We start from the raw sequence: 24260 nt of genomic DNA, 5'->3' as shown, positions 1-24260 counted from the left end.
ACATCCTTTATGACCAAGCCATAAAAGATGCTATTAGAAAATTGTAATAATGGGTTACATACCCAAAAGTCTTGTTACTTTATTGTTATATCCTGATTTGATACCGAATTGCCTTATATAACTTATTTTGAAAGTACTTGTATTGATACCTAATAATTCGTTATCTTTGAAGAAAAGACGTTTATTATTATGCAGTATAGAAAAGTCTGCTGTCCAGCGTGCTCTGCTATAGCTTATACCTCCATCTACACGGTAGTTAAAGTAATTATTTACTTTCATTTGGCTTAAACGATCAGCATCGCCACCGAGGTAAAAGCCTAACCCCATTAGCATTCGCAGGGTAAGGTGAGGATACAATTCAATTGTACTTACTGCCCCTCCACTTATACCAGCTTGTATATGTCTGAAAGTATCGTTTTTCTCAGGGGTAATGAGTGGCATTATCACCTTATGGTAGTAAGCTCCTCCGCCTAAATACCAACTAAAAGATGGAGTAAGCAAACTGCCATCAGAAGCAAATATATTCTTCAATGATTTTTCTTCCCAATTTGTAAAGTATAGCATTTCAGCCCCAACTTGTTGTATGCGGGTATCCTCTAATAGCTGTACTTTCCCCTTATGTCGATAGTAAAAACCTTTATAACTTTGGTAATAGAGGTCTAACAGATACTTTTCGCTGAAGAAAGAGTGAAGCTGAAAGTCGAAATACTGGGTTTTGCCATAAGTATGCTCATTGCGTAGAGGCATTATACTTTTAGCGTAATCAATGCTTATATAAGTGTTATAAATGCCTAAGCCTATACCAGCTGTTAGGGGATAGTTGGGCAACACCGATTTGTTGCCCAAAATCTCATTACGAGGACTATCTTCTACATCTACCGAAAGGTAATTGATACTCAGCGAAGGCTTTAACCACATTTGGTAATGGCGACTCTTCTCTGTATCGGTATCTTGCGCTTGTAGTACCCCTATTGATAAAAGGAATAATGCTATATACTTCATTAGTAGCCCAATATCTTCAGCATATCCTCAGCTTTTTGTTGCTCCATAAAGAGGCGAGAGGTAATTTTACCGTCTTTATCTTTATCGATAAGCACTATTTTAGGCTGCGGTATAAGGCAGTGTTGTAGTCCGCCAACCCCACCTATACTATCTTGATAAGCTCCGGTATTGAAAAAACCAATGTATAGTGGTTTGTTTTTGTTATACTTAGGTAGGTAGATGGCGTTCATATTCTGTTCGCTGTTGTAATAGTCATCGCCATCGCAGGTAAGACCACCTAATAATACGCGTTCGTACTCATCATTCCAACGATTGATAGGCAGCAACACAAAGCGCTTGTTTATAGCCCAAGAGTCGGGTAGGGTAGTGATGAATGACGAGTTAATCATATCCCATTTTTCGCGGTCATTCTGTTGCTTTTGGTACATAATCTCATAGATAGCTCCTCCTGCCTCACCTACTGTGAAACTTCCGAACTCAGTAAAGATATTAGGTACCGGTACTTTCTCTTGGTCGCAAGTGATTTTTATTTGGCGAATAATTTCATCTACCATATAGGCGTAATCGTACTCAAAAGCTAATGAACTCTTGATAGGGAACCCTCCGCCAATATTGAGGCTATCAAGTTCTGGAGCAACTTTTTTAAGCTGTATATATACGCGTAGACACTTCAGTAACTCATTCCAATAATAGGCATTGTCTTTGATACCTGTATTGATAAAGAAGTGCAGCATTTTTAGGCGCACTTTAGGATTGTCTTTAATTTCTCGATTGTAGAAAGGAAGTATATTTTTATAGCCAATACCCAAACGACTGGTATAAAACTCAGAACGAGGGTCTTCTTCTGAAGCAATGCGAATACCGATGCTGTATTTGTCTTTTATTTTCTCTTCAAATAAATTGATTTCTTCGTAATTATCAATAATTGGGATACAGTTGTGATACCCGCGATTGATAAGGTCTGCAATACCATCAATATAGGCATCGCGTTTGAAACCATTACAGAGTATATGACTTTCTTTATTGATGAGTCCTTCGCTGATAAGGTTGTTGATAATATTGATATCGAAAGCTGAAGAGGTTTCCATATGAATATCATTCTTTAGCGCCTCTACCATCACGTGTTTGAAATGTGAGCTTTTGGTGCAATAGCAATAGTTATACTCACCTTTGTATTTATGTTTTTTGATAGCTTTTTCGAACCACTTTTTAGCACGCTGTATGTTCTCTGAAATCTTTGGTAAGTACATAAATTTCAGAGGTGCACCATATTGGCGTACTAACTCCATTAGGTCAATATTATGAAAGCGAAGTTCATCGCCATCTAAGGTAAATTCATCTTGTGGGAAGTAATAGGTTTGGTCAATTAGGTCGATATATTTATTTTTCATTTGAACTCAGTATACTTGTTAATTATTAGTTATTAAATTTAAAAGGAAACAAATAATCAATCTGGTTCAAATACGGAGAGGTGAAAGGCTTTTAGCCTTGAACTTACTTTGCAAGGAATGAGTACGTGCAGAGTGAAAATAACTTAAAAATAAGATGTTCATTTTAGACAACTAAGGTTTTAGCAATTAAATTATTTTATAGTTCAGCGATAGTACATTACTACCCGCGTGCAAAATTAAATATTATTTTTGAATTACAATATATATTGCATAAAAAAAACTTTGCCAAAGGTAATAATTTCTTTGGCAAAGTTACTAAAAAAGTAATTTTTAAGAGTTATTTTACTAAATCTACAATCTCATTTACGATTTGCAATTCTTCATTAGTAGGGATGATGAGAATCTTTACACGACTGTCAGCCGCTTGTATCTCTACTGGTTTGGTAGGGTGATTGAGCTCTTCGTTCTTCTTTTCATCGAGTTTGATACCAAAGAAATCTAAGTGCTTACAAGCAAATGAACGAGTAAGCGCATCGTTTTCGCCTAAACCTGCAGTAAATACAATACTGTCTAAACCATTAAGAGCAGCGGTGTAAGCCCCTATAAACTTCTGAATACGGTAGCCGTACATCTCGTAGCAAAGGGCAGCATTAGCATCGCCTTTGTGGTATAGCGCTGCTACATCGCGGGCATCAGAATGACCTGTAAGCCCAAGCATACCACTCTTCTTGTTAAATAATGTTTTTACTTCTTCATAGTTCATACCTAACTCTTGCCCTAAGAAGAACGCTACAGAGGCGTCTATTTGTCCGGTACGTGTACCCATAATAAGTCCGTCGAGAGGGGTAAGCCCCATAGAAGTATCTACGCATTTACCTTCCTCATTTACAGCCGCCATACTTGCTCCATTTCCTAAGTGAATGGTGATATTTTTGATGTGCGGATTATTGAGGTATTTACGCGCTTGAGCATCTACATATTTATGGCTGGTGCCGTGGAATCCGTAAGCACGCAATCCGTATTTTTCGTAGTACTCGTTAGGAATAGCATAGCGGAATGCTTTAGCTGGCATTGTTTGGTGGAAAGCGGTATCAAACACTGCTACGTGGGTAGCTTTGTCAAAAAGTTTTTGAGCTACACGTATGCCTTCTAAGTGACCAGGGTTGTGCAAAGGCGATAGAGGAATAAGGCGTTTGATTTCAGCTACTACCTCATCAGTAATTACGGTAGGTTGTACAAACTTCTCACCTCCGTGTACTACGCGGTGTCCTACCCCTTTGATGTCGCTAGGATTTTGGATAACGCCTACTTCGGGGTCAGTAAGAAGGTCTGCTACCAAGTTCATACCTACCTCGTGAGTAGGGATAGGTTGCTCTTTTTTTACTTCAACCTCTTTGCCGTTTTTCACAGCTACATATTTCACGTAGCTACCGTCTATATTGATACGGTCTACGATACCTCTAGCTTTTGATTCTCCTGTTTTAGAATCAATTAGTTGATATTTGAGAGATGAACTCCCTGAATTAATGATTAATATTTCCATTTTAGTTCTTAGTGTTTCGTTAGTCTTTAGTTGTTAGTCTTTAGTCGTTAGCAAGTAACTCTATTCTAACGACTAAAGACTAATAACTAAATATTAAAATTCAGATTGTATAGCTGTGATAAGTACAGTGTTGTAAATATCAGGGATGAGAGCCCCGCGACTTAGGTCGTTTACAGGTTTCTTCAATCCTTGTAGCATAGGGCCTATGGCTAAACCACCAGTTTCGCGCTGTACAGCTTTATAGGTGTTGTTACCAGTATTGAGGTCTGGGAAAATAAGTACATTAGCTTGCCCTGCTACAGGTGAATTAGGCATTTTTTGTTTACCTACTTTAGGATCTACGGCAGCGTCATACTGTATAGGTCCTTCTACAAGTAGGTCAGGGCGGCGTTCTTTTACAAGAGCTGTAGCCTCGCGTACCTTATCTACATCGGCACCACTACCAGAGTTGCCAGAAGAATAAGAAAGGAGGGCTACCTTAGGCTCGATACCGAAAGCGATAGCAGAATCGGCAGAACTGATAGCGATGTCAGCCAATTGCTCAGCAGTAGGGTTAGGCACAACCGCACAGTCGCCGTACACCAATACACGGTCGTGTAAGAGCATAAAGAATACTGATGAAACGGTGTTTACGCCAGGTTTTGTTTTTACGAATTGCAATGACGGACGGATAGTGTGGGCTGTAGTGTTTACGGCTCCTGATACCATACCGTCAGCATCACCTAAGAATACCATCATTGTACCGAAGTAAGAGGCATCGAGCATTAGGTCTTTAGCTTGAGAAAGTTCAAGTCCTTTGCTTTTGCGCAATTCATATAATTTTTCAGCGTAGGCTTCGTATTTATCACTTTCAGCAGGATTGATGATGTTTATGCGTTCTTCGTTCCATTTTAAACCCAAAATGTTCTTAGCACGGGTTTTGATAGCTTCGGGTTCGCCCAAGATAGTGAGGTAAACCAATTCGTCTTCAGCCAATTGAGAAGCCGCAGTAAGAATACGGTCGTCAGTACCCTCAGGGAGCACGATGCGTTTTTGTCCGGCACGTGCTTTTTGCACCATATTATATTGGAACATACGAGGGGTGATAGTTTCCGATTTGAAAGAAGCAATGCTGCTGTTTAGCTTGTCAGCATCTACATTTTCGTCAAATAACTGAAGAAGCATTTTTACCTTTTCAGTATTTTCGGGGTAAATGTGTGCTTGAGTATTACCGATGATGTTAGCCGTTTCGAAAGTATCAGTTTTAGCTACCATTATAGGAATATTCTTTTGGATACCATCAAAAATCTTACTCATTGAAGGGTTAAGAGTTAGGTCGCCGTAGAGCACTACTCCTTTGATGTTAGAGAAGTTAGAATAGTTGGCTACCAAAGAGCCTGCAATAAGGTCGATACGGTCGATAGGAAGTATAGCAAGAGTATCTTCGTGTAGTTTAGCTAAATAGTTAGACAGCTGCATAGCTCCTACCATAGTGTGTTTGGTAGTAACATCAATATTATCGCCTTTGTAAAGGAATTCAGCTTTTAGGGCATTGGCTATCTCGCGAATAGTAGGGCGAGAAAGCTCTTCTTTGCGCGGAATGATAGTAAAGGTAGTGTCTTTGAAACGTTGTTCTAAACGGCTGATAGTAGCCGCAGTAGCGTTAGTAGCTTTGTTTACAAACACGCTGAGCACGCGCACGTCTTTTTCTATAAAATTGTTTAGAGCGGCTTGTACTTGGTTGGCAAGTTCGTCTTCTGAAGTGAAGTTGTCTTTAAGTACAACTAATGCAGGGATGTTAAGGCTTTGCGCTACAGAGGCGTTGAAGTTTACATCGAAGTAGCTATCATCTACAGCGCTTGAGCTATCAACCAATACAAAGTCGAATTTGCTTTCTAAGGCTTTGTATTTTTTGATGATGGTGTCGTACACTTCGCCTATATTGCCTTCGTTTTTAAGAGCAATAACCTCTTGGCGAGTATAAGCATACGCTTCATCATAACTCATATCAAGCTTAAAGTGCTCTAAAACGGTTTCGATGAAAGTATCTTTTTTAGATTTACTTTCGATGATAGGGCGGAAGTACCCCACCTTGGCAGTATTGCGCATAATCATCTGCAATACCCCCAGCGTTACTACTGACTTACCACTGTGGGCATTGGCAGCAATAATATAAACTGACTTGTTCATCTTTTATATAAAATTAACTATTTTAGTGTTTTACAGTATTGGTGGCAAAGATACGAAACAATTATTAATTAACAAGAAATAAATAGATTTTTTTTCAGCGATGGTTAATAGATTAATACTTTATAAGTAAACATTCCAGAAGCTTCTAATTTATCTAACTTGTTCTACCTTTTAATAGATATACAAACGATATAGGAACGATACAGGAACGATACAGGAACGATACAGGAACGATACAGGAACAAGCCTCTCTTTAAATAAAACTAAGAAATAATTTGTTTATTTGTTTTTTTGTTTTTACCTTTGCGGTCAAAATATGAAGAAGGTCTCGTTGACGATTGAAATTAAATTATTTATATAAAGAAATGGCACATAACATTAAAAAAGGCGTTATTCTTGGTAAAGAAGTACAAGAAGTATTTAAATACGCCAAAGAAAAAGGTTTTGCACTTCCTGCAGCCAATGTGATTAGTTCTAACTCTATCAACGCGGCTTTAGAAACAGCAGTAGCTGTTAATGCCCCTATGATTATTCAGTTTTCTAATGGTGGTGCTCAGTTTATGGCTGGTAAAAGCATCTCTAATGACGGACAACGCGCCTCTATATTAGGAGCTGTATCAGGAGCTAAACACGTGCATTTATTAGCTGAAGCTTATGGTGCTTCTATCATTTTGCATACTGACCACTGCGCTAAGAAATTGCTTCCTTGGCTTGACGGTATGCTTGACGCTTCAGAAAAACACTTTAAAGAAACTGGCAAACCTCTCTTCAGTTCACATATGATTGACCTATCAGAAGAGCCTATCAAAGAAAATATCGAAATTTGCAAACGCTACTTAGACCGTATGAGCAAAATGGATATGACTCTTGAAATAGAACTCGGTATGACTGGTGGTGAAGAAGATGGAGTAGACAACTCTGGCGTAGAATCGCACAAACTCTTTACACAACCTGAAGACGTAGCTTATGCTTATGAAGAACTTAGCAAAGTAAGTCCGCAATTTACTATTGCAGCTGCTTTTGGTAACGTTCACGGGGTGTACAAACCAGGAAACGTAAAATTAACTCCAAAAATTTTAAGAGACTCTCAAGACTACGTTTCTAAGAAATACAACTTGCCTCATAACTCTCTTGACCTTGTATTCCACGGAGGTTCTGGTTCAACCCTTGAAGAAATACGTGAAGCTATATCATACGGTGTGGTGAAAATGAATATAGATACTGACCTACAATACGCTTTCACTGAGGGTATTCGTGACTATATGAAAGCTAAAGCGGCTTACCTACAAGGACAAATAGGTAACCCAGAAGGTCCTGAAGCTCCTAATAAGAAGTATTACGACCCACGTGTATGGCTACGCGAAGGTGAAAAAACATTCGTGGCTCGTTTGAAAAAAGCTTTCGAAGACCTTAACAACGTAAACACACTTTAGTAGTTTGTTTTCATAACTGAAACACTATATTTTTTGACTTTGCCAAAGGTATTTCCCTGACACTTCCCCGTGTTATTCCCCTTCATTAAGCCTTTGGCAAAGTTTTTGATATAATAGAATGAAAAATACTTTTAAAATAATTATATTATGAGTTATAACAACAATTACAACACCAATTACCAAAATCCGCAGATAGTGAACTATGCAGCTACTGATGCACAAGCTGAGTTCTACCGCAAGACTTATACCCACGTAGCCCTAGCTCTTTTGGCTTTTATAGGGGTAGAAGCTGCCTTGCAAAACCTTATACCTAAAGAACTTATCTTTTCGATGGTCAGAGGTAAGTTTGTATGGCTATTTATCTTAGGAGGCTTTTGGTTGGGCTCTATCTTGGCTAATAAATGGACACAAGCACAAGATAAAAGCACTCAATATATGGGCTTGGGTATTTATGTGCTTTTAGAAGCTATTATCTTTTTGCCTATTATTAAGATAGCGCTGCTTTATACCGGTACAGCTATTCTATCGCAAGCTGGGATTATCACTTTAGCTCTTTTCGGAGGACTTACCGCAGTGGTATTCCTTACTCGCGTTGATTTCTCTTTTCTACGTACTATATTAGTGGTAGGAGGTTTTGTGGCTTTAGGGCTTATAGTAGCAGGAACTATCTTTGGTTTTGACTTAGGACTTTGGTTTTCAGTGGCTATGGTGGCTTTGGCTGCAGGAGGTATACTCTACGAAACCTATAATATTAAAAACGCCTATAGCACTGACCAATATGTGGCAGCAGCTTTGCAGCTATTCTCTTCAATAATGCTTCTTTTCTGGTATATACTCAGAATATTGATGTCGAGAAGAAACTAATTCTAAAGACGAAAAATTAAATACAAAAGACGAAAAACGGTAAGTGCCGTTTTTCGTCTTTTGTATTTAATTTCTTGTATTTCACAAAAATATAAGAAGGAGATATAAAGTTCGTTAATTATTTTTTTGTTACAGTGAACTTATTTAATTTTGTGTCATTATAAATAACAAACTGTAAATATTGATGTTTAAAGAAGTTTTAAAAGGCATTATAGCCACTGTAGTAGCTTTGTTTCCATTAACTCTCTTTTCACAAGAAGTGCTTTTTTCAGCAAAAGTGGTGGAGAGTGAAACTGATACCCCTATTTATGGAGCTGTGATTACTGTAAACGATAGTGTTTTAGCTTCAACAGATGATAATGGTATTTTTAAAATAGCTATAATACCGCACTCTAAAAGTAAAATATGTATCACTCATATAGCTTATGAGCCTATTTGTTTTGAAAATACTGCTAAAATACCCTCAAAAATAGTCTTGAAACCCCATATCACACAATTGGAAGAGGTTGTAGTCTATCGGAAAAAAGATTTTGATATAAAAGATTTTGTGAAAAGAATACGAAAGGTTTATAAAAATACGATGGAGAGTGGTTTTTCGGTACCGTTTAAGGCGAGAAAACTTAATTTTGGCGAAAAAGGTATGGGCTATACAGAGTTAGACGGACGAGGTATTTTTGCAAGTCTTTTGAATACTAAAATTTTTGATATGCCTACTTTTATAGTTTGCCAAGCGCGATTTATAGAGGTTGCATATCCAGACCCTTTTTCTTTAAGTAAATATAATTTTTATATAGCTAATCACCCTCTAAAGAAAAGTAGTTATTATAATTTTTGGTTAGAAGCTACTGAAAATATCAATGGTAAAGCCTATTGGGTATTATGCTACAAACTAAAAAAGAAGATAGTAAATGAAACTCGCTATTTTATACATTCTGAAGGGAAAATGTGGATAGACTGTGATAGTTATAAACTCAGTAAGGAGTGTTTTTCTATAGCTTTTGAAGAAAAATCTCTAGTAGAAGGGGATATTTTTTATACCCCTATAGATGGTTATCTTATTACGAATAAAATATCATTTACGTTAAAGAATTATCAGTCAAAAAGAGATATTGCTCATATTCTATTAGATTTCTATATTCCACAAAATCGTCAGTTATATAAAAACTTGGTAACTCCTGAACTGTTAGCATGTTCACGAAAGAAGATAGTATACGATAAAGATTATTGGCAAAAGTACCCTATAGAAGAAGGGAGTTGGCATTATAAGGAGATATTATTGGCTGCAGGGAGTAGTACTCTTACACAAGCTTTTGAAGCTCCTAAAAATACTACCGCTTATAAAGAATTGGACGTTTATAATAAGAGGTGTAAAGGTGCTATAAAGAGAGCAAGTAGCTCTAAAGAAGAAAGACGAGAACTGAAAAAAGAAATAGAAGAAGAAGAGTACTAAAGACGAAAGACGAAAAACAGCGCTCACTGTTTTTCGTCTTTTGTATTTATTAGCGGATTTTTATTTTGAAGTTAGATTTATCATCTAAAAAGGCTTCTAAGGTGTCGCCTGCTTGTACTTGGGCTACGCCTTTTGGGGTGCCGGTGAAGATAAGGTCGCCTTTGCGTAGGGTGAAATAGCGAGAGGCTTCGGCTATAATTTGGTTAAAGTGCCAAAGCATATTTTCGGTATTGCCTGCTTGTACGGTTTTGCCATTATTTTCTAAGCGAAAGTTCAGATGATTTAGCTCAGGCAATTCGGTTTTAGGTATAAAAGTACCCACAATAGCTGAGCCATCGAAAGCCTTTGCCTTTTCCCACGAAAGGCTTTCTTCTCTGAGGGTTTGCTGTAGGTCACGTGCTGTGAAGTCGATACCTAAGGCAATTTCATCATAATACTTATGGGCGTATTTTTCGGCAATACACTTGCCATTCTGATTGATTTTGAGTACAACCTCTATTTCGTGATGCAGGTTATGCGTAAAATCTGGTATATAATACGGTATTTCGAGGTTGTGAAGTGCTGTGTCGGGCTTCATAAAGAGTACCATTTCTTTGGGTATCACTCCGTCAAACTCTTTGATATGGTCGGTATAGTTTTTTCCTACACAAATGATTTTCATAGTTCTACTTCTGTTTTTTTTGTTATTAGCGCACAAAGATAAAAATAAAAATGCTAATTATCTTGTTTATTCATAAAAAAAGTAATACATTTGCCCATTGCTTTTTAAAGAGTAAAGCAAACCACTTTATTATTTTTTCAAACTATTAAAGAGAAGAACTAATGAAAAAAGAGGATATTTTAGAAGACTATAGTATTGCCCTTATCAGTCGCGAATGCAGCTTAATGGGTAGGAAAGAAGTACTTACAGGTAAGGCTAAATTTGGTATTTTTGGCGACGGTAAAGAAGTACCACAAGTGGCTATGGCACGTGCTTTCAGAGAAGGTGATTTTCGCAGTGGTTACTATCGCGACCAGACTTTTATGATGGCTATAGGGGTGCATACTGTTGAACATTTTTTTGCGGGACTTTATGCACACGCTGATATAGAAGCTGACCCCACTAGTGCAGGTAGGCAGATGGGAGGGCACTTTACCACCCATAGTCTTGATGAAAATGGCGAATGGAAAAACCTATTGAAACAAAAGAACAGCAGTAGTGATATTTCGTGTACAGCAGGGCAGATGCCACGCTTATTGGGCTTGGCTCAGGCTTCGAAAGTATATCGCGCACTACCTAACGCTGCAGCTGAAGGATTTTCAGACCACGGTAATGAGGTAGCTTGGGGTACTATAGGCAACGCTAGTACCAGTGAAGGGCATTTCTTTGAGACCCTTAATGCCGCAGGGGTGATGCAAGTGCCGATGGTAATGTCGGTATGGGATGATGAATACGGTATTTCGGTACCGAAGGAATATCACACAACCAAAGAAAGCATTTCTGAAGTGATGAAAGGCTTTGTACGCGATGATAAGCACGCAGGTATAGAGCTAATGGTAGTAAATGGTTGGGATTATCCGGCTTTATATGAGGCATATCAGAAAGCAGCTGCCATAGCACGTGAGCAACACGTACCGGTATTGGTGCACGTGCGCGAACTTACGCAGCCCCAAGGACACTCAACCTCAGGTTCTCACGAACGCTATAAGAGTGCTGAACGCTTAGAATGGGAAAAAGAGTTTGACTGTATCAGTAAGATGCGTGAGTGGATTTTGGCATCGGGGTATGCTACTGAAGAAGAGTTAGCAACTATAGAACAACAGGCTAAGAAACGAGTAAAAGACGGTAGAAAGAAAGCGTGGGAAGCCTATACTAAGCCAATGGAAGCAGAAAGGCAGCAATTGATAGCTTTACTCAACCAAATAGAGCCTAATAATGAATACGCAGCGTCTTTGGCTGCAGCCCCTACGCTCTTGCGAAAAGTAATACTCAACACCGCGCGCAAAGCCCTCAGACAATGGGTAAAAGAACAACGCGAGGTAGGAGTTCTTCGCTCTTGGATAAATGATTATTTGGCAATAAATGAACCTAAATATAGTAAATACCTTTATACAGAAAGTGCCCATAGCGCGCTAAATGTTAGTGAGGTAGCCCCTGTGTATAACCCTGATGCTGAGCTGGTAGACGCTCGTATAGTAGTAAGAGATAACTTTGACGCCCTTCTGACTAAGTATCCTAACTTATTGATATTTGGGGAAGATGTTGGTAATATAGGTGATGTAAACCAAGGATTAGAAGGATTGCAGAAGAAATACGGAGTGACCAAAGTATCGGATACAGGGATACGTGAAGCGACCATAGTAGGGCAGGGGATAGGTATGGCGATGCGCGGCTTGCGCCCTATAGCTGAAATACAGTACTTAGACTATATACTCTACGGACTACAAACCTTAAGTGATGACTTAGCATCGCTGCATTACCGTACTTTTGGGCGACAATCAGCTCCGCTAATTATCAGAACACGCGGACACCGTTTAGAGGGTATTTGGCACGCAGGTTCACCAATGGGAATATTATTGCACGCCTTACGCGGGGTTTGTATCCTCACCCCAAGAAATATGACCAAAGCAGCAGGCTTCTATAATACTTTATTGCAAAGCAATCAGCCTGCGGTAGTGGTAGAGTGCTTGAACGGTTATCGTCTGAAGGAAGCTATGCCAACTAACCTCACCGAATTTACCACTCCTATAGGGGTAGTAGAAACCCTGCGTGAGGGTAAAGACCTGACTGTAGTATCGTACGGCTCGACCTTGCGCATCGTTACAGAGGTAGCAGATGAGTTATCGGCACTTGGTATAGAGATAGAAATTATAGATGTACAGTCGTTAGCACCTTTTGACTTGCGACACGACATAGTGAAGAGTATACAGAAGACCAACAGATTATTAGTAGTAGATGAAGATATGCCAGGGGCTACTTCGGCATACATTTTGCAGAAGATAGTAGAAGAACAAAACGCTTATCAGTACTTAGATAGTGCACCGCAAACATTAGCAGCGGGTAATCACCGTCCGGCATATGCTACTGATGGTGATTATTTTTCTAAGCCTAATGCTGATAGTATTATTGAGAAGATATACAGCATAATGCACGAAGCGAATCCGCATAAATATCCAAAATTGCTATAAGCCCTGTGGCTTATAGCAATTCGTCATCGGTATCTTCTTGAAAGTCGTTTAGTAGGTTGTCAATAGCACGTCTATCTTTTTTGGTAGGGCGGCCTTCTCCTTTCTCGCGATAGTAATCTTGAGCCAGTTGCTGTAGTTCAGCTTGCTCAAAAGCTTCAGGAGGCGTATTGTCTTGTCGGTAGAGATTTACCAACTTAGCTCCTACGCGGCTTTCAGGTATATCAAGTACCTCTAATTGGTAGTTGATTTGGTTTTTACGCACTGTGATAGAGTCGTTTTTATAAACTTCTCTTGAAGGTTTTACCGTTTCACCATTGATTCGGATATGTCCTTTTTTGCAGGCTTCGGTGGCGATATTACGCGTTTTGTAATAACGAACGCACCATAGATATTTATCAATTCGCATATTTATAGAAAATTTAAAATCATAATAGGCGCAAAAGTAAGAAATAATTTTGTATCTTGCGCCCTAAAATTAAGACAATATTTTTATATGATAAACAAAATTATATTCAGTATCAGTGTGATAGGGCTACTCTTTGCCGTATCTTGTAAAAAAAATGATAGCAAAACCGCTACCCCTCCGCGCGATGTAACCGAAGTGAGAAATGAAAATAATGCAGCAATAGAGAAGTTCCTCAAGACCCATAGCTATACTTTTTCGCCTACTGCGACCATTTCGGAAACCGTAGTTTTTACAACTACCAGCAATACAGCAGATGCTATTTTTAATAATAGCAACTTAAAACGTTTGGAGTTAGATGTATATGATGCTAATAGCCAAAGAGTGCGCCATACGCTTTATTATATGATACTACAGGAAGGCGTTGGTACGACTACTACTATAGCCGATTCGGTATATGTGAACTACAAAGGTCAGCTACTTGACCTCAGTGTATTTGACAAGACAGAAACTCAGTCACTCTCTTATTGGATGGATTTGATTGGCAATATAGTTACACAACGACCTGCAGGTACTATTAAAGGTTTTAGAGAAGGAGTTGCCCTGCTGAAATCGTCTGCTGATAATAAACTTTCAAATAATACAGATGGTACACTAAATGCGCCTACTGATGGAGGTATAGGAGTATTCTTTATTCCTTCTGGATTAGGGTATTTTAGCAATACACAATCGAAAATACCTGCTTACTCGCCTCTTATCTTTACAGTCCGCCTCATTGCTACTCGCCGAGCAGACCACGACCACGATGGTAAAAAATCAATAGACGAAATAGTACGCGATCCTTATGGTATTGTAACCTATCCAGACTGCGATGCTAAAAAAGATAGAACTTACTTGCCTGATTATTTAGACGCTGATTGCAAATAACAGATGAAGAGACATATTCCTAATATTATTACTTTGTGCAATCTGCTATGCGGCTGTATAGCAGTGATATATGCTGCGGGCGGGAATGTATATGTAGCTGGAGGATGGGTGCTATTAGGTATCTTTTTTGATTTTTTTGATGGCTTTTTTGCTCGCTTACTAAAGGTAAAATCAGAAATAGGACTGCAATTAGACTCATTGGCAGATATGGTGACCTCAGGAGTAGTACCTGGTATAGCTATGTATCAAATGCTACAGCTGAGTGATATGATGGAGAGTGCTAATACTTGGGTAGTATATCTGCCTTATGTAGGTTTTTTTATTACATTGGCTTCGGCTTATCGTTTGGCTAACTTCAATATAGATACACGGCAGACAACAGGCTTTATAGGGCTTCCAACACCTGCGAATACATTGTTTATTATTTCATTAGCAGTAATACAAAATACTGGTACGGTAGCCTTATTGCATAGTACTTGGGTATTATTAGTAATAACTATAATGAGTAGTTATCTGCTAAATGCTAATTTGCCTTTATTTGCACTGAAATTTAAGGATTATTCCTTTAAGAATAATGCTGTGAAGTATATATTTTTAGCTATTAGTGTATTGCTGATAGCTATACTGAAAGTGATAGCAGTACCTATTATTATTTTGCTGTATATTTTACTTTCTTTAATAACGAAGAGATAAATCTTGCTTCATTCTATCTAAGTTAATCTTAGGAGTTTGTTGCACAAAGATAACACTATCAATAACTACTTGCTTAGAGGTAGGGTATATGCCCAGACTATCTATAAGCAAGTAGTTTTTTTCTTTAAAGTGTAGTAGGTAAGGCATTTTTTGTAATGAAATATCGGTAATACCTCCCTGTTTAATATAGTTCTTCAGCATAGGACTTAGTGAGAGAGTATCATTTTGAAAGACTTTTAGTTGCTGTCCCTGCCTAATAGCAATAACTTTCTCTTTGTATTTGCTAAAGATGAGCATCTCTTGGGTAGTGGATAGTTGGTATTTATTATAAAAGAGCACTACTTGCATGATAATGATACTTATTAAGATAGCTTTTACAGCTCTTTGGTGTTGGTAGTGTCGCCACCAGATGATGGTTATAACAATTAACAAAGAGGCAATCAACATAAGTGTGTTGAACTGTATGTTGCGAATGATAAAGAACTCTTGTTCGGCTATGAGTCGTATTAATGTGTTCATAAGCCATATTAGTTTTTCTGTGATGAGTACCACAATATTAGGTAACCCCACTGTAGAAGCTAATAGTAAACAGAGAATGCCAAGAATGAGAATAGGTTGTAATAATGGTACTACCACTATATTAGCAATAAAGAATAAGATAGAAAATTGATGAAAATAGTATAAACTAATAGGTATTACTACTATTTGAGCTGTAAAACCTACCGTTACTAATGACCATATGTATCTTACATATTTATTTTCTGGAAACCACCAGCATAGAGTAATTGGGTAAAAGGTTAATATAGAGAATACAGCAGCATAACTGAGCTGAAAGCCTACATCATATAGGTAGGAAGGATTGATAAGCAATAAGAAAAGCATAGAGAGCATAAGTGAATCAAACCGTCCTCCTTTATCTCGAATAAGAAGAGAGAAACCAATAAGATTGAACATCAGGGTAGCACGTAGTACAGAGGGAGAACAGCCTGCTATTAGTGCAAAAGCCCATAAACCTATTGATAAGATTAGGTAGCGGATAAGTCGGTAAGATAAGAGCGTATTGGGTATTTTTTGTAAGAAGAAAAGTAGTATAGAGGTTATAATACCTACGTGTAGGCCTGAAATGGCTAAGATATGTACTGCACCAGCATCTACATAGTTTTGATAGAGTTCTTCATCTAAATCATTGCGTTTTCCTAATAAAAGCGTTTTTAGTACAGAGGCACTTTCATTATTGAAATGTTTATCTATAGTAGTAGCTAAATAGTTGCGTAAGTATTCTATATGGCTTTTTATATCTCTGTGCTTATTATTTTTTTCAATATGCCCTACTGATTGTACATAAGCACGCCAATAGATACCTTTCCGCTTCATATACGTCTTATAATCAAACTGATAAGGATTTTTAGGAGGATTTATAGGTTTGCACTCTGCTATGAAAAATAATTCATTATTAGGCTCTATTGTTTTTATAATATTAGTGCTAATTTTGGAAGGGAAAAAACAAAGCATCTCACCATTTACTTTCTGATGGTCTGCAGATATTACTTTAATTTTAAAAGTAGTGCCGAAGTCTGTTTTAGCAGTTTGTTCTATCACGCGGGCGTGTAATAGATAGTATTGATTAGGAGAGAGTACCTGAGTATAGTGATTTTTATCAGCAATAGGAGAACGTAGAGCTACTATAAATATACCTACACTTACTGAAGTAAGAAAGGTGTGTAGCATAAGTCCGTGCCGGAAGTAGTACCTTTTGGTAAATAAAAACTGGTGAATAGCTAAAGTTACAATTGTAGAACAACAGACGCTTAGAGCTATAAAAAAAGAGGGTAACACTATGTTAGTAATAGTGATACCCCCTATTATTCCTAATAATATTGTTAATATGAAAAGATTTACAAATCTCACATCACTCGTTTTGCAATACGGAAAGCTTTCTTATAGTAAGCATCACTAAGTGAAGAAATAACGACTCCTCTTTTAGAGGAAGCATGAATAAATTTAACTTCTCCACCATCAACATCAACAACTAAACCTACGTGTGATATTCTATTTTTTCTTAAGGTTTTAAAGAAAAGCAAATCACCTACTTGTACGTTTGATAACTTGATTTTCTTTCCTTGTGTAGCCATCTCTTGTGATGAACGAGAAAGAGGTATCTCTATAGATTTAAAAGCTGTACTTACAAAGCCTGAGCAGTCCATTCCTTTGCGTGTAATACCTCCGTGTCGATAAGGAGTACCTAAATAGGAAAAAGCAGTATCTAAAAGTATCTTTTGTTGTTGAGTATCAGCTTTGCTTTCTGATAAGGCTGTGAGTGCAATATCTATACTTTCGTTCTCTTCTTCCTCTTCTAAAAGTTCTTCATCTTCTAAATCATCTTGTATATCTTCTGCTTTAGTTGTGTTCTCAGCATATTGAGTAGGGGCAATAGTCTTTTTGGTGGCTTTCCTTCTTTTAGCAGAAGCTACAGTTTTTCTTTTAGCATTATGCCGTACAGCTACTTTGCGCTTTTGAGCTATTTTATTATTTTTTTTACTAGCAACAGTCTTACTGTTCTTCTTTTTAGGAGGAGAGTAAGTCTTTTTCTTAGGATTTCCTTTGTTTGTTAACGTTGTTGCTACTGTAACAGTTGCTTTAGTTGCTATGTTTTCTTTTATATTCGTACTTTCGGTGAAAGACGATAAACTGAATAATAGTATAAATAGGCTTAAAAGTCTTAAAATGTGCATAATTACATAGGTTTAAATGAATATTTTTTCTTTTTGTTTTATCATAAGAGTTTCTCCCTTTGTATCTAAATCAAAGTCGATACTATCTCCTTGCTGTATGTGATTAGAGACAATTTCTTCTGCTAAAATGTCTTCTACATACTTTTGAATAGCGCGTTTTAGAGGTCGTGCTCCGTACTGCTTATCATACCCTTTTTCAGCTATAAAGTTCTTAGCTTTTTCGCTTAATTGTACCTCATATCCTAAATCTTTGATGCGTGAGTAGAGCTTAGATAGCTCAATATCAATAATCTTAAAGATATTTTCTTTGCTAAGCGGATTAAAAGTAATCACATCATCAATACGGTTTAAGAACTCAGGTGCAAATACTTTCTTGAGAGCATTCTCTACTATTGACTTCTCATTAGCTTCTGATTGAGCCATTCTAGCTGAAGTGCCAAAGCCTACTCCTTGTCCGAACTCTTTTACTTGGCGCGCACCAATGTTAGAAGTCATTATGATGATAGTATTTCTAAAATCAATTTTTCTACCTAAGCTGTCGGTTAAGAAACCATCATCTAATACTTGCAGTAGCATATTGAATACATCAGGATGTGCCTTTTCAATCTCATCTAAGAGTACTACTGAATAAGGCTTGCGTCGCACTTTTTCTGTAAGCTGTCCACCCTCTTCATAGCCGACATAACCAGGAGGGGCTCCGATGAGGCGTGTAGTTGAGAATTTTTCCATATACTCGCTCATATCTATGCGAACCATTGTATCTTCAGAGTCAAATAACTCTTTAGCCAATACTTTAGCCAATTGGGTTTTACCTACCCCTGTTTGCCCTAAGAATATAAATGACCCAATTGGTTTATTAGGGTCTTTCAGCCCTGTACGGTTGCGCTTAATCGCTTTAACCACCTTTTCTACCGCTTCGTCTTGTCCGATGATTTTCGACTTCATAATGGCTGAAAGCTCAGCGAGTTTGTTCATCTCGGTTTGTGCAATACGGCTAACAGGTATACCGCTCATCATCGAAACAACATCAGCAATGTGCTCTTCAGTTATTACATCGCGGTGTAGCTTAGAGTCTTGATCCCATTTTCGGTTTAACTCAAGTAACGAATGTTCTATTCGTTTTTCGTTATCGCGTAAGTGGGCAGCTTCTTCAAATTGTTGGCGAGAAACAGCATCATTTTTAGCTCTGGTAGCTTTTTCTAACTGTTCTTCTACTTCCAATATATATTTTGGAATTTTGAGCTGTGTAATGTGTATTCTCGATCCTGCCTCGTCAAGAGCATCAATAGCTTTGTCGGGTAAATATCTATCAGTTAGATAACGGTTCGTGAGCTTTACACAAGCCTCTAAAGCCTCATCACTATAGATTACATTGTGATGTTCTTCATATTTTCCTTTTATATTTTTAAGTATTTGTATAGTCTCGTCTATATTAGTAGGTTCTACCAATATCTTCTGAAAACGACGCTCTAATGCCCCATCTTTCTCTATAGATTGACGGTACTCATCAAGAGTAGTAGCGCCAATACATTGAATTTCGCCACGTGCAAGGGCAGGTTTAAACATATTTGAGGCATCTAAGCTACCAGTGCCGCTACCAGCACCCACTAAGGTATGTATCTCATCAATAAATAAGATAATATCACGGTTTTTTTCTAGCTCGTTCATTATGGCTTTTAGCCGTTCTTCGAACTGTCCTCTGTATTTAGTGCCTGCTACTAATGACGCTAGATCGAGGGTAACCACTCTTTTGTTATACAATACTCGTGCCACTTTTCGCTGCACAATACGCAATGCCAATCCTTCAGCTATAGCACTCTTTCCTACTCCTGGTTCTCCTATTAGCAAAGGATTGTTTTTCTTACGTCTTCCTAATATTTGTGATACCCGTTCTATTTCTTTTTCTCTTCCTACTACAGGGTCTAATAAACCTTGTTCAGCTAATAAGGTTAGGTCTTTTCCGAAATTGTCGAGTACTGTTAGTTTGCGTTGCCCTAAGGGAGCATTGGGGTTTTGCGGACTTCTGAAAGGGCGTCCTTCGTGAGGAAGTCTATAGTCACGCTCGTATTCTTCTACTTCGTTTGTAGGCGGAGTAAAAGTAGTGGTAGCTGTAGGGGTGGGAACATTTATTTGAAAATTGTCCTCACGTATAGGTTGAAACTTAGCTTTTACACTGTCGTAAGTTACTCCTAACTTATTAAATACCCTTGTAGTAGGGTCATTCTCATTGCGCAAAATGCTTAATAATAAATGCCCTGTATTTATAGTTTCCGTTTGAGAACGCTTTGCTTCTAAGTAGGTAGCTTGCATAGCTCTTTCTGCCTGCACTGTGAAGTGAATGGCATTAAAATTAGGAGGATTTAACCCTCTTGCCGAAGTGAGGGTGTGGATATGTTGCCGTAGTCTGTCCATATCAGTATGCAGACTTTGCAGTATTTCTATCGCTTTACCTTCACCTTCTTGTATCATTGCCAACACAAAGTGCTCAGTGCCTACGCTCGATTGCCCCAGCCGCACTGCTTCCTCTTTGCTGTATGTGAATATCCTTTTGACTCTTGGTGAAAAGTTGTCGTTCATAATTTATAAATCTCCTCTTGTATTAAAATAAATCTTTTATCGATTGCAAAAATTATTCCAATTTTTTTGCCTCATCTATACATCTGTGCAAAGGTAGTAAAAAAAATGATATAACAAAAGATTTTTCTGAAATATTTTATTTTACAAAAAGTTCATTGCGCACCGTAAATTCTATTTTTTCTGTTATTAGCCATTCCTCTAAAATAGGATTGATAACCTCTTTAGTATAAGGCATTTTTATAAGTATATCTGAAGGACGAATAGGAGCTTTTTTCAGTAGCTCCCATAGTTCTTCTCTCACTTGTTTTTTGTCTATTTTTTTAGGCTTATGGTGAGCAATACAGTTAGAGCAAATACCGCAGGGGTGAGTAGTTTTCTCTCCGAAATACTCAAGCAATTGCTGGCTTCGACATTTTTTTTCGTTGTTTAAATACCTATATACTTCTTGCTGTAGGGCTAATTTAGTATGGTTGTATTCTTTGATGTTTTTACTGATACTGTTGATAGTGCGGTCGTCATCTCTAGGCAGATTGAAAGTTATTTGTACATCTGATTGTTTGTTCTTTAGTACTCCCATACCATCTCGGTCTATTTGCTCAAGATAATCAATGAGCTGATAGTAATTCAAGTCAGTGTATTCGGTTATTTTAGCAGTATCTAAAACCACTGGCTGACTATAAATTAGGGGATACGTACGTGCCAAATAAAAAAGAGTCGCACTTAAGTGCCTATGGGTGTGGTCATACTCTATCAAGGTTGGAATAGGGGCAGTAAGCTGAAAACTTACTTTATTATTGAATTGCTGACTAAGCGAAATTACTGAAAACCTATCTAATGCCTGTAAAGCGTTGTACGTTTTTAGGGTAGGGAGTTCATATAGCATACAAAAGTCAGGAAACATAAAACCATAAGTTTCATTAGTACCTTCGCCTATCGCTATTTTGAAATAACTATTGAGCTTAGCATAAACCAATTTCAAGAATGGAATATCTATCAGATAATCGCCCATTAGCTTTTCAGCAGTCTCAATGTCTGTTTCGTTGTAAATCATTATAGCCGATGCCGCTTTGCCATCGCGTCCTGCTCGTCCTGCTTCCTGAAAGTAATCTTCTAAGGTCAGAGGGATATTCCAGTGAATAACCATTCGCACATCGGGCTTATCAATCCCCATACCAAAGGCATTAGTAGCCACCATTATACGTACTTCATTGTCTAACCATAGTTTTAGTCGTTTGTTTTTCTCTTCAGAAGTCAGTCCTCCGTGAAAGAAAGTAGCAGTAAATCCTTGTGAGATAAGTAAGGAAGCCAAAAAGTCTGTGCCATTTCTACTTCGGGTGTATATGATAACACTGCCTTCGTTTTTCTTCAGTATCTGAAGCAAAAGATGGTGTTTGTCGTCCTCTTTGAATACTTTATAGCTGATATTGGGGCGAGCTAATGAAGTACTTACTATTGTTGCCTTTTCGATGGATAGCAGTTTTAAAATATCATGTTGCACCTTAGGGGTAGCTGAAGCCGTAAGGGCTAATAGAGGCACTGTAGGAAACTGCTCTTTTAGCCATTGGCATTTGAAATAAGCCGGACGAAAATCTTTGCCCCAATGCGATACGCAGTGTGCTTCATCGATAACCAAAAGGTTGATGTTCATTACCTTTAGGAAATTTTGTACTATTTCTTGTTGTAGTCGTTCGGGTGATAGGTATAAGAATTTGCACCCTGAGTACAAGGCATTGTTCAGCAAGCGTTCTAACTCGCGATAAGGCAGACTACCGCCTAATGAAATAGCATTAATACCCTTATTTTTTAGCGCATTTACTTGGTCGGTCATCAGGGCTATTAGGGGCGACACTACTATGCAAATTCCTTCTTTAAGCATAGCAGGTACCTGAAAGGTTATTGATTTTCCTCCTCCTGTAGGCATTAGTGCCAATGTGTCATTCCCTTTTAAAACTGATTCAATAACTGTTTTTTGTGGTGGACGAAAACTGTCAAACCCCCAATATTTTTTTAGTATTAGTTCAGGGCTTTCCATAGCCATATCAGTGTTGGTAAGCAGGGCGGACTAACTGAGGAAAGTCAATAAATGGATTTCTATTGCCTTGTGCTGTTTGTATCACATTATTGCGCTGCCGTTCAAAGTCTGAAACAGGGTCTTCATCATTCCATTTTAATAACATTTCAAGTCCACCGGTGCTAATATCACTATTCAGTTCTTCATTATAGCGCAAGTTTAGGTATAAAACCATCCGTGCGACATCGCCTTTCCATTCATCACCTGGGTACCAAGCACTTCCTATCAGTTTAGCCTCTCCTTCCCCTTCAGTAAAAGGGTGATTGCCTCGTCTTGAATTTACGCTTTTGTCGCACACTCTTAAGTGATGTAGGTCAGTAACCGCCTGAGTCACAATTTTTGATTTTGGGTAAATATGCTCGGTGTTGAACGTAGTTGGTGAATAACGTTTATTTCCTTCATATTCTTGCCAAAACCGCTCTTCCCCTGTGTAGACCAATACTACATTTTCAGGATTTTTTTTGCTAGCATCTGCTTTGTATAGGTATTTATGGCGGTCTTTATAACTTAAGAAGTTTGTGTGCTTAGCGATAGTAAGGGTAGCCAACTCATCATATAAGGCTTTTCCTGTTTTTTTAAAATCAACTCCTTGGTAATAGGCTTGTAGTTCAGTAGGTACCGTTACTTTTACTGGTTGTAACGGCGCGTTTTTATGAGTTTGGGTACACGATAAGAGTAGCCCTAAAAACAATATAAAATAAATCTTTTTCATTCACTTTTTGTGTTACTTGTTATTGGTATTCTTTTTCTAATCATTACATAGAAACTGAAATTCAGTAAAGTATTCGTACTTTTCTTCAGGTCTGAGTATTACACTGTCAAAATGAGGGTGTTTGGTAGCATCGGCATAGCCTTGTGCTTCAAAACAGATACCTCTGCTTTGTCCTATAGTCTTGCGATGAGCTACCTCTAATAAGGGCAGGTAATAGCCTGCGTATATGTGTAGCACAGGGTGATTAGTGCGTACTGTCATCACTAAGCTGCCCTCGCTGTTGGTTAGGGTAGCCATTATTTTTTCAGCATGTATTTCGCGCACAAACGAGTTGTCGGTATGAGCATATACTTTTTGACCCTTGCGGTAGTCTAAAGGTGAGCCTGCTACAGAAGGTCGTTCGCCTGTAGGGGTGAAAAAGCCTTCTTCTAAAGGTACATATTTATCAGCAGTTATTTGCAGCGTATTGCCCAGAATATCAGTGTCACTTTCATTTAGGTTGAAGTATGTATGCTGGGTAAGGTTTAAGATTGTAGGGGCATCGGTAGAGCCTTGGTAGTCTATACGCAGTTTATTGTCTTCGGTGAGAGTGTAGGTTACACGTACTACTACTTCCCCTGGGTAGCCCTCTTCGCCGTCTTTGCTAATATATTGCAGAGTTACAGAAGGATTTTTACCATTTTCTTTCACTAATACTTCCCAAAATACACTATCAAATCCTGTAAAGCCTCCGTGTATTTGGTTTTCGCCCAGATTGCAGTTTACTTGTACCTCTTTATCGTCTATATAGGCTTTCCCATACTTGATGCGCCCTGCATTACGCCCTATTACGGCACCCAGATAGGGATATTCAGCTCTATAACGATCGCTTATGTATTCTTCGAAGGTATCAAACCCTAATACACATTCTACTTTTTTACCTTTTACAGGTACTTTTATAGAGTTGATGATGCCCCCAAAGTTCATCACACTCACTTCCATACCGTTAGCATTGCGCAAAACGACAGTTTGCAATAAATCTGTATTGTATGTCTTCTTCATTACTTACTTAATTTTAGGCAAAGATAAAAAATAATTATCAATTGGCAATTATTTTTTATCTTTGCCACTGATAACCTAAAAACG

At 38.1% G+C, this 24260-nt stretch carries 18 protein-coding genes; 6 read left to right on the top strand and 12 right to left on the bottom strand.

Annotation, left to right across the window (positions count from 1 at the left end):
- Nucleotides 1-54: 54 nt before the first annotated feature.
- The 4 genes from FOC45_RS06150 to pta form a co-directional block, all read right to left on the bottom strand.
- Nucleotides 55-1002 carry a DUF4421 family protein gene (locus FOC45_RS06150; RefSeq protein WP_009392151.1) on the bottom strand — a complete coding sequence of 316 codons (948 nt, stop codon included), beginning with the start codon at nt 1000-1002 and terminating at the stop codon, nt 55-57.
- A complete protein-coding gene (locus FOC45_RS06145) occupies nt 1002-2393 on the bottom strand; it encodes a decarboxylase (protein ID WP_009392152.1) in 1392 nt (463 codons plus the stop codon). The genes FOC45_RS06150 and FOC45_RS06145 overlap by 1 nt, the downstream gene beginning before the upstream one ends.
- Nucleotides 2394-2730: 337 nt before the next feature.
- The gene (locus FOC45_RS06140) at nt 2731-3936 is read right to left on the bottom strand and encodes an acetate/propionate family kinase (RefSeq protein ID WP_009392153.1); all 1206 of its coding nucleotides are present in this window, start codon (nt 3934-3936) and stop codon (nt 2731-2733) included.
- A 93-nt stretch (nt 3937-4029) separates the two neighbouring features.
- Nucleotides 4030-6105 (bottom strand): phosphate acetyltransferase, encoded by a 2076-nt coding sequence (gene pta / locus FOC45_RS06135; protein WP_009392154.1) that lies wholly within the window; start codon nt 6103-6105, stop codon nt 4030-4032.
- Nucleotides 6106-6470: 365 nt separating this feature from the next.
- On the opposite strand from pta, the gene fbaA reads away from it, so the two are divergent.
- The 3 genes from fbaA to FOC45_RS06120 all read left to right on the top strand — a co-directional run bounded on the left by fbaA (nt 6471) and on the right by FOC45_RS06120 (nt 9852).
- On the top strand, nt 6471-7538 hold the full coding sequence (gene fbaA / locus FOC45_RS06130; RefSeq protein ID WP_009392156.1) for a class II fructose-bisphosphate aldolase: 1068 nt from the start codon (nt 6471-6473) through the stop codon (nt 7536-7538).
- A 147-nt stretch (nt 7539-7685) separates the two neighbouring features.
- Entirely contained in the window at nt 7686-8402 is a 717-nt protein-coding gene (locus FOC45_RS06125) for a Bax inhibitor-1 family protein (RefSeq protein WP_009392157.1), read from the top strand.
- A gap of 184 nt (nt 8403-8586) precedes the next feature.
- Nucleotides 8587-9852: a carboxypeptidase-like regulatory domain-containing protein gene (locus tag FOC45_RS06120; RefSeq protein WP_009392158.1), complete on the top strand. Its 1266-nt coding sequence runs from the start codon at nt 8587-8589 to the stop codon at nt 9850-9852.
- A gap of 49 nt (nt 9853-9901) precedes the next feature.
- Here the strand turns inward: FOC45_RS06120 and FOC45_RS06115 are convergent, their stop codons facing one another.
- The gene (locus tag FOC45_RS06115) at nt 9902-10513 is read right to left on the bottom strand and encodes a fumarylacetoacetate hydrolase family protein (protein ID WP_009392159.1); all 612 of its coding nucleotides are present in this window, start codon (nt 10511-10513) and stop codon (nt 9902-9904) included.
- A 161-nt stretch (nt 10514-10674) separates the two neighbouring features.
- Between FOC45_RS06115 and FOC45_RS06110 the strand changes: the two genes are divergently transcribed.
- Nucleotides 10675-13020, top strand: a complete 2346-nt coding sequence (locus FOC45_RS06110; RefSeq protein WP_009392162.1) for a thiamine pyrophosphate-dependent enzyme — start codon at nt 10675-10677, stop codon at nt 13018-13020.
- Nucleotides 13021-13030: 10 nt separating this feature from the next.
- Here FOC45_RS06110 and FOC45_RS06105 read toward each other — a convergent pair whose 3' ends face one another.
- Entirely contained in the window at nt 13031-13426 is a 396-nt protein-coding gene (locus tag FOC45_RS06105; protein WP_009392164.1) for an RNA-binding S4 domain-containing protein, read from the bottom strand.
- Between the two features lie 87 nt (nt 13427-13513).
- Between FOC45_RS06105 and FOC45_RS06100 the strand changes: the two genes are divergently transcribed.
- Together FOC45_RS06100 and FOC45_RS06095 are read left to right on the top strand one after the other, a co-directional pair.
- Nucleotides 13514-14350, top strand: a complete 837-nt coding sequence (locus FOC45_RS06100) for an FKBP-type peptidyl-prolyl cis-trans isomerase (protein WP_009392166.1) — start codon at nt 13514-13516, stop codon at nt 14348-14350.
- A gap of 3 nt (nt 14351-14353) precedes the next feature.
- Nucleotides 14354-15043, top strand: coding sequence for a phosphatidylcholine/phosphatidylserine synthase (locus FOC45_RS06095; RefSeq protein ID WP_009392168.1), 690 nt, complete (start codon nt 14354-14356; stop codon nt 15041-15043).
- On the opposite strand, the gene FOC45_RS06090 is transcribed toward FOC45_RS06095, so the two are convergent.
- The 6 genes from FOC45_RS06090 to FOC45_RS06065 form a co-directional block, all read right to left on the bottom strand.
- Nucleotides 15026-16951, bottom strand: coding sequence for a ComEC/Rec2 family competence protein (locus FOC45_RS06090; RefSeq protein WP_034539221.1), 1926 nt, complete (start codon nt 16949-16951; stop codon nt 15026-15028). The genes FOC45_RS06095 and FOC45_RS06090 overlap by 18 nt on opposite strands.
- Entirely contained in the window at nt 16948-17775 is an 828-nt protein-coding gene (locus tag FOC45_RS06085; RefSeq protein ID WP_009392173.1) for a C40 family peptidase, read from the bottom strand. Before FOC45_RS06085 ends, FOC45_RS06090 begins: the two co-directional genes overlap by 4 nt.
- Before the next feature lie 12 nt (nt 17776-17787).
- A complete protein-coding gene (locus tag FOC45_RS06080; protein WP_009392174.1) occupies nt 17788-20352 on the bottom strand; it encodes an ATP-dependent Clp protease ATP-binding subunit in 2565 nt (854 codons plus the stop codon).
- Between the two features lie 136 nt (nt 20353-20488).
- Nucleotides 20489-22390, bottom strand: coding sequence for an ATP-dependent DNA helicase RecQ (locus tag FOC45_RS06075; RefSeq protein ID WP_009392176.1), 1902 nt, complete (start codon nt 22388-22390; stop codon nt 20489-20491).
- A gap of 1 nt (nt 22391) precedes the next feature.
- Nucleotides 22392-23135, bottom strand: a complete 744-nt coding sequence (locus tag FOC45_RS06070) for an endonuclease I family protein (protein WP_009392178.1) — start codon at nt 23133-23135, stop codon at nt 22392-22394.
- A 36-nt stretch (nt 23136-23171) separates the two neighbouring features.
- A complete protein-coding gene (locus tag FOC45_RS06065) occupies nt 23172-24176 on the bottom strand; it encodes an aldose epimerase family protein (protein ID WP_009392185.1) in 1005 nt (334 codons plus the stop codon).
- Nucleotides 24177-24260: the final 84 nt, after the last annotated feature.

It is taken from the genome of Capnocytophaga sp. FDAARGOS_737, assembly GCF_009730375.1.
Taxonomy (GTDB): domain Bacteria; phylum Bacteroidota; class Bacteroidia; order Flavobacteriales; family Flavobacteriaceae; genus Capnocytophaga; species Capnocytophaga leadbetteri.
This window is presented reverse-complemented; position numbering and strand designations above follow the sequence as displayed.